Genomic DNA, 7,241 nt, shown 5'->3' on the forward strand with positions numbered 1-7,241 from the left:
CGCCCACTCCGTCGGCGGCGACGCGACCACCGGCGCGGGCGGCCGCGTCACCGAAGTCCTGCGCATCCCGGCATTGGGAAACGACTGGGCCCAGCCGGTGTACGAAGGAGTGTCCGAACAGCAGCTACGGTCCGGCATCGGCCACTTCCCCACCACCGAACAACCGGGCCAGGTAGGCAACTTCGCCCTCGCGGGCCACCGCTCCGGCGTCACCGACCCACCTTTGCGCGACATCGACCGCGTCACGCCCGGTGCCTCAATCACCGTCACCACGGCGAACCGCATCACCTACACCTACACCGTCACCCGTGTCCGGAGGGTCACCCCGACCAACGTCGACGTCATCGCCCAAGTCCCCGGGCACCCCAAGACGACGCCCACAACGGCGAAGCTCACGCTGGTGACGTGCTGGCCGGCCGACGGCCACGCCAAACGCGTCGTCGTCGAAGCGGACCTCGTCTCGGCCAAGGGAGGCGCGTAGTGACCGGCCCACCCCCGCAGGAGACGACCAGCGAGAAGACCACAGTGGCTCCGGCGAGGGCCTGGCCGGTCTACAACGTCGAGCGCGCACGCGCCGAGCTCATCGCGATGGAACTGCTCACCCGCGGCGTCTCCCAGGTCCGGATCCGCCACAGCACCCGGCTGTCGCGCAAGAACATCAGCCGCCTGGCCGCGCTCGTCGCCGAGGAGGCCAAGAAGCCGCCTGCTCCGCGCAACGTCTGCCGCAACCCGGTCCACCGCACCGCTGCCCCCGACGGCGGCAGCCGGCCGCCCGGACGGACTCCGCCCGCCCCCAGCAAGCCCGCCGAACCCGCCGAGCCCGTCCAGATGACGTTCTCGCTCGACTGACCCCCGGCGCCGCGCCCGCGCTTGCTGCCCTTCTCCCAGGCCCGTCCCGCCACGGGTCTACTTCGCGCACCCCGAAACCTGGATCCGCCATGCCCCCGACCTCTTCCCCAGCTACGTCCGCGCAGTGCCCGACCGCAGCCGAAGGCGGCCTGCAGGCCAACGTGCCCCCGGCCGACCAGTGGATCTCCACGACCGCCGGCCGCATCGCCCCGGACGGCCTCACATGGCTCGAGGCCGTTCACTGGTTCCACGACCACGGCCCCTACGCCGCCGAACGGTCCCACGGCCCCAGGAAGCTCGGCCGCACCACCCTGCGCCTCGCACGGGTCCTCGCCCACCTCAAGGAATGCCGCCCCGGCATCACCATCCTCACCGACTGGCTGAACGTCTCCGCCCGGACCGTGAAATACCACCTGCGCATCCTCCGCGAAACCGGCCTGCTCACCTACCGTTCCAAGGGGACACGCATCAGCGGAATCGGCGGCCGAGCCAGCGAGTTCCAGCGCACCATCCCACCGGTCTACGACGCCGCGCTCGGCCTGCGCACCGGGCCCTCGGACACCCACATCCGCGCCGTGCGCGGCTTCCGAGAGGACCGGATCCCGCTCATGAAGCAGCTCCACGCCAAGGCGCGGAGCCCTCTGCCCAGGAAGCGGACGAAACCCCCTCAGCGGCCTGCGGCGACGAGGACTCCGACCCGTACGCCTTGCACCCCAATGGTGGTTACTACCCCAGGCTCTTCTCCTGCGGGTGGAATATCTCTCCCCCCTGAGAGCTGGACCGAGGGCGGGCCGAATGCCCTTCCCGCACGTAAACAGCCGTCCGCCGCGTTTGTGCACAGGACCCTGAACCTCACCGGCCGCCGCTACCAGCTCGCTGCCGAACTCATCCGTGAGGTCGACTGGCTCAACCGTGCCGCGACGCCCCGGGTTGCGTGGATCGTGCGGCACGTCGCCGATACCGGCTGGAGTGCCGCCGACGTGATCGCCGTCGTCAGCCAGGACGCCCCGGCCCGGCGCGTCCACCGCCCCTCGGGATTCCTCGCCCACCGCCTCGCCGGCGCTCACCTGCTCTACGACACCGCGGCCAAACGCGCGGCCGCCGTCGCCTGGTGGCGCGACTCCCGCAGGTCCGAGCGGCAGCGCCATACCGAATGGGCATGGAACTGCCGGGTCCCTGCCAGCCGTTCCGTTACCCGCCAGGTCCAGGACGCCCTCACCCGCATGCGACCTGCCTCCAGCCTGCAGAGCGTCACACCCCTCACCGTTGGCGACGACGACCTGGCCGATCTTGAGTACCTCACTCGGGACGAGATTGCCGGTCTTCGCGCGGCTGCGCAGCAGGATCCCGACCTGGTCCACGCCACCCTCGCCACGTGCGGCGAAACCTTCACCAGACGCCTGTTCAGCAACCACCTCGTCGACCAGGCCCAACGTCTGGCCGGAACCGGGCGGGTCACCCTCCACGACGTATGGGGGCGGGCATGAACCATGCCGAACCGGCCGGAACCGATCTCGCCCGTGCCGCACTGCGCGCCGCGCAGAAGGCCGCCAGGCAGCGCGGCGCGGACGGCAACGCGGTCCAGAAGCCCAAACCCCCGCGGCGAACCGTACGGCGTGACGGCCGTGAGCCCATGGATTTCAATGCGGCGCTCACCTGGATGATGACCGAACACGGATGGCAGCCCCGGATAGCCGGCGGAACGGTGCTCGACAGATGGCCGGACATCGCACCTCCCAAGGTCGCCGCCCACGTCGAAGCCGTCATGTTCGACGACGAGACCGGCCGACTCGAGCTCCTTCCCGACTCAGATGCCTGGGCCCTGCAGGTGCGCCTGAGCGCCGCCAAGCTGATGCAGGCGGTGAACGAAGACGCCGGACGCCGCACGGTCCGGGAGATCAGGGTCCTGCGAGTTGGGACACGCACACGCACCCCACCCGGCACGGATCACACCGATCTCCCGGACGCCCCTGCTCCGGGGCCCGAACGCACCCGGGAGAACGCCTCCCGCGGCTACCACCGAGCGCTCGACGCACTGAGAACAGCCCGAGACACTGCTGCTCCTCCCGGCCCCGTACACCCCGTCCCTACCCGCCAGGACGCCTCACTGGCCTACCACCACGCCCTCAACGCCCTCCAGGCCGAGGCGGCTCCCCGCCCGCCGGCCGCGCCGGTCCGGACAAGGGACGACGCCCCACCCCACTACCACCAGGCCCTCAACGCCCTCCACGCCAGCAGAACCGATGAAGCCCCGTCCGGGAACCCCCGCACCCGCGAGGACGCCTCCGCCGGATACCGCCTTGCGCTGCGCGCCCATCTCGACAACAAGGGCGCCCTGTTCCAGCCAGAACGGCACATCCGCACCCCAGCACCGTACGAAACGGAACCTTCCCGATGACCGCCGATCCCCAGCAGGCACCCGCCGACCAGCAGGGTCCCGACCTGACACACCGGTACAACGCCACCACCATCACCGACCCCCTCCTTGACAGCCTGTACGACCAGCGTGACGGCCTCCTCCGTCTGCTGGCGCTCGTCCGCATCCCCGGAATCCCGAAGTGACCAGACGCCAGCACTCTCCGGACGGGCAGCTCGTACCGTGCGCGCGCGTCGAGCCCGAGGTCTTCCACAGCGATGAGCTTGTCGGACTTGCGAAATCGACCTGCGCAGGCTGCCCGCTCGGCGAGGCATGCCGCCTCCGCGCCCGTACCAACCGCGAATGGGGAACATGGGGCGGCGAGACCAGCCGCGAGCGAGCCAACGCGGGCTACGCGCCGCACGGGTGGACGAGGCCTAACCCAGCAGCACTGTGACGAAAAGCCCGCGAACCTAATTTGTGGCGATACACCCGATTATTTCCTCTGGTAGTTCTCTTCCATTCGGTGACGCACTCGACGGTGTGCCCATCGGGAAATTTCGCAGGAAATTATCCACAGGGTAATTCTTCTAGCTTGGTGGTGAGTGCTTTCGGGCAGGCCAGGCGTGAATTCCTGGCCATCTGTCCCGAGATCCGCTATCGACCAGACCAGGAGCTGTCGCAGTGTCTACTCACATACAGGATCCTCAGCAGCCGGACCGCCGCCAGGAAGAGCCCGCAGGCGCGACGACCCCGGGACCAGAGCAGCGCCCATCGCGTTCAGGAACCAGGGTGCCCCCAGTGCCGGGACATGGCGTCACAGACCTGGGCCTACTCAGGTCCGCCCGCGCGGGGCGACGCCACACCAGCGCCACGCAGGGGAGTGCGAATGCGGCCTGACGCAGCGGAGCCCGCGCCCGATTACGACCGCCTCCTGGAATGGATACGCCTTTCACGAAACGATGGCCACTCGGCACCCCGGCCGACGCTCCTCGCTGAGGTCCTCCAGAACAGGCTCGACGTCTGCGCGAATCCGCTGGGGCCCCCGGAGAGCGCCCTCCTCGCCCTCGTTCTGTACGCGGTGAACTGCTCCGCCGAACTCGTCCCCCCGCCCTACGAGCGTGACCGGCCGCCCTACACAGGCCACAGGATGTATCTGGAAGCCTATGCCCGGCACCTTGGCGCGGAGGCTCTCGCGGACAACATGATCGCCGGCCAGGGCGTCTCAGGTTTCCTCGTCATCCTGTCCCACCTCCTGCGCGACAAGCGGACCGCTGTCCCCACCCCTGAATACACCGGGACACTCGAATACTTCAGCTACGCCCATTTCGTGGAACCGCGGAAAGGGGTGCGCGACACTGCGGGATATCGTCTGGAGAGAATCCAGTCCGCGATGAAAGAAAACGAATTTGTGGTCTTCTCCAACCCTAACAACCCGCTCGGTCATTACATTGACCGCGCCGACTTGGAAGAGGTATGCAGGGAAAACCCGGATTCAACGCTGATCGTTGATGAGGAGTACATAGAATTTGAAGGAGAAAATCTTAGCCTGATCGGTTCAGACCTTGAGAACCTGGTCGTCCTGCAATCTACGGGCAAATCGTACGGAATTACCGGAACCCGGGCCGGGATCATGTGGTCGAGAAACCGAGAAATATGCCAGAAGGCAGAAGAGCGGCTGGCAAAGAAATGGCCTCTCTCGATCCTCGATGCTGTTCTCGCCACCGCCGCCTTGAACGACGAATCCTGGCTCCGGGAAACGATGCACCGCATCGACCAGAACGCCCGGCTTCTGGAGGAGATTCTCGTCGAGTACTTCGGAGACGACGTGGCGCCCGGCGCGAGCATCCACTACCGGTTCGTGTGGCTGGACGCGACGGCAGGGACCCCGGACCGCATAGCCAGGCACATGAGAGCCCACGGAATCGAAGTCCGAGCCTTCGACGGGAAACTCCGCGGCAGCCAGCCCGGGATACGACTGCGAGCACCCTGCAACGACGAGGAGTTCAGCAGGCTCACCCGAGCCCTGAAGAGCTGGCGTTCCCAGACCGCAGAAGGAACTCCGCACCAGCCCAGGGGGGAGGCCCGACAGTGGTGAAGATCTGCTTCGACACCGAGGAGGAGATCTACGAGAACGCCGCGCGGAGACTGCGAGCGGCGTACGCGGAAGAGAACCGGAGAGCGGGAGGACAGCCACGCGGAGTGCCATACCCCGGCAAAACGGTACTTCTGGAAGTAGACCTCCAAAAGCGCTGGCTTGCCGAGGTTGCGCGCAGTGATGCCCCGCCCTACGAGGCCTCCAGTGACGCCGAAACGCCTGGAGAAACGGTGTCCCGGCCCTAAATCCGGAGCCTGCCCCTCCGCCTAGGGGGCCACCGCGGCCGACAACTCACCACCGGGCCGCCAGCCATGAGCCCGTCGATTCAGACCCCGTACGTGCTGCCGCAGACGGAGCGGCACGCACGGTCCCACCGCTCCGGCGCAGAAGCCGCCCTGTCCCTATCTCCCGCCCGCCGTGAACAGCACAGCGGGGGACCTCCTTTGCCGACCCTCTCAACCGCCACGCCCGCACGAGGAATGAGCCATGACAATCGCCATCGTTGACGGATACTCCACAGGCGCCGCCCTGGCCCGCCGACTTCGCCAACTCGGTCAACGCTGCGTCCACGTCAAGAGCCAGACGCATCCCAACGCCCACCTCGCCCGAACCTTCGAAGCCGACGCCTACACCACCGACCTCGGATACACGGAAGACCTCCACACTGTCTCCGAACAGCTCGCCGCACTCGGCGTCACCAGGGTGACCGCCGGCTCCGAATCCGGAGTCACCCTGGCCGAGAGACTCTCACTCGACCTCGGCCTCCCCGCCAACACGGCCGAACAGCTCGCAGCCCGCCGGGACAAACACCTGATGGCCCAGGCCGCCCGCGCGGCAGGTATCGCCACGCCCCGGGCGACCGTTGCCACGTCGCCCGAAGAGGCCGGCGCATGGTTCGCCGCATCCGGACTGAAGGAAGCGGTCGTCAAACCCCTCAAGTCGGCGGGCACCGACAACGTACGGTTCTGCGGCTCCGCCAAAGAGGTCGAGGCGGCCTGCACCTCAGTCCTGGCGGCCCGGACGATCTTCGGCCACGCGAACCACGCCGCCCTCGTCCAGGAACGGCTGGCCGGAACGGAGTACTACGTCAACACCGTCTCATACGAGGGGCACCACCGTGTCGCCGAGACGTGGCGCTACACCAAGCGGGTGGGCGCTTCCTCCACCCCGGTCTACGACTATGAAGAGCCCGTGGCGGCGACCACTCAGGAAGCCCGCATCCTGCGGGAGTTCACGTTCGCGGTACTCGACGCGCTCGGCATACGTTCCTCGCCCGCCCATACCGAGATCATGCTCACCGACCGCGGACCCGTTCTGATTGAGACCGGAGCCCGGCTCGGCGGAGCAACAGCCCCCGCGGTGGTCGAACGCTACTGCGGGGCCTCCCAGACCGCACTCGCGGCCAGCACCCTCGTCAATCCACAGAGCCTCCTCGGCTTCGACGACACCCAGATCATCTGGACCCGCACCCTGCGCAATGTCGATTTCGTCAATCACCACCATGGCAAAGCTGACCACCGAGCCGTCCAGAAGATCGCCGCTCTCCCCAGCGTCGTTGCCATCTACTCTTCTGTGAACCCCGGCGAACTCCTCGCCCCCACGGACGACCTGCTCAGTTCCCCGGGATACGCCTACTTCGCAGCAGAGGAGCGGCACATCGTGGAGCGGGACTATGCCCGCCTACGTGCCTGGGAACACGAGGGACTGCATACCGTCTGACCAGCCAGCAGCCCCGTCCGTACTGAATGACACAGCCACTTGTGCAAGCCCGACACCTGGCGCTTCGTGCTCCCCGAAGTCCCCACATTCGGCGCGCACGTTGGCACACAGGCCCCGCTGCGGCCACTGCGTGAGGCGCTGGCCAGGAGGGACGCGAACCGGTGTCGGGCCGCGTGCCAGCCCGGCGCGAGCCGGTCGCCGGGCCGCTGCGCGACGTCG

At 67.7% G+C, this 7,241-nt stretch carries 8 protein-coding genes; all 8 read left to right on the plus strand.

The features are described from left to right. A partial coding sequence (locus GA0115259_RS24095) for a sortase (protein WP_141716670.1) occupies positions 1 to 481 on the plus strand: 481 nt, incomplete at its 5' end. Beyond that, positions 481 to 849: a hypothetical protein gene (locus GA0115259_RS24100; protein ID WP_093600909.1), complete on the plus strand. Its 369-nt coding sequence runs from the start codon at positions 481 to 483 to the stop codon at positions 847 to 849. The genes GA0115259_RS24095 and GA0115259_RS24100, both read left to right, overlap by 1 nt. An 89-nt stretch (positions 850 to 938) precedes the next feature. Further along, the gene (locus GA0115259_RS24105; protein WP_093600911.1) at positions 939 to 2,336 is read left to right on the plus strand and encodes a helix-turn-helix domain-containing protein; all 1,398 of its coding nucleotides are present in this window, start codon (positions 939 to 941) and stop codon (positions 2,334 to 2,336) included. Further along, the gene (locus GA0115259_RS24110) at positions 2,333 to 3,247 is read left to right on the plus strand and encodes a DciA family protein (protein WP_161230453.1); all 915 of its coding nucleotides are present in this window, start codon (positions 2,333 to 2,335) and stop codon (positions 3,245 to 3,247) included. Before GA0115259_RS24105 ends, GA0115259_RS24110 begins: the two co-directional genes overlap by 4 nt. Continuing rightward, on the plus strand, positions 3,244 to 3,411 hold the full coding sequence (locus GA0115259_RS40545) for a hypothetical protein (protein ID WP_161230454.1): 168 nt from the start codon (positions 3,244 to 3,246) through the stop codon (positions 3,409 to 3,411). Before GA0115259_RS24110 ends, GA0115259_RS40545 begins: the two co-directional genes overlap by 4 nt. Next, on the plus strand, positions 3,408 to 3,662 hold the full coding sequence (locus tag GA0115259_RS42910; RefSeq protein ID WP_093600915.1) for a WhiB family transcriptional regulator: 255 nt from the start codon (positions 3,408 to 3,410) through the stop codon (positions 3,660 to 3,662). Before GA0115259_RS40545 ends, GA0115259_RS42910 begins: the two co-directional genes overlap by 4 nt. Positions 3,663 to 4,094: 432 nt before the next feature. After that, entirely contained in the window at positions 4,095 to 5,303 is a 1,209-nt protein-coding gene (locus GA0115259_RS24120; protein ID WP_161230455.1) for an aminotransferase class I/II-fold pyridoxal phosphate-dependent enzyme, read from the plus strand. A 486-nt stretch (positions 5,304 to 5,789) separates the two neighbouring features. Next, positions 5,790 to 7,022 (plus strand): ATP-grasp domain-containing protein, encoded by a 1,233-nt coding sequence (locus GA0115259_RS24125; RefSeq protein ID WP_093600919.1) that lies wholly within the window; start codon positions 5,790 to 5,792, stop codon positions 7,020 to 7,022. The last annotated feature ends 219 nt before the right edge of the window (positions 7,023 to 7,241 follow it).

The sequence above is a fragment of the Streptomyces sp. MnatMP-M17 genome, from assembly GCF_900091995.1.
In the GTDB taxonomy this organism is placed as follows: domain Bacteria; phylum Actinomycetota; class Actinomycetes; order Streptomycetales; family Streptomycetaceae; genus Streptomyces.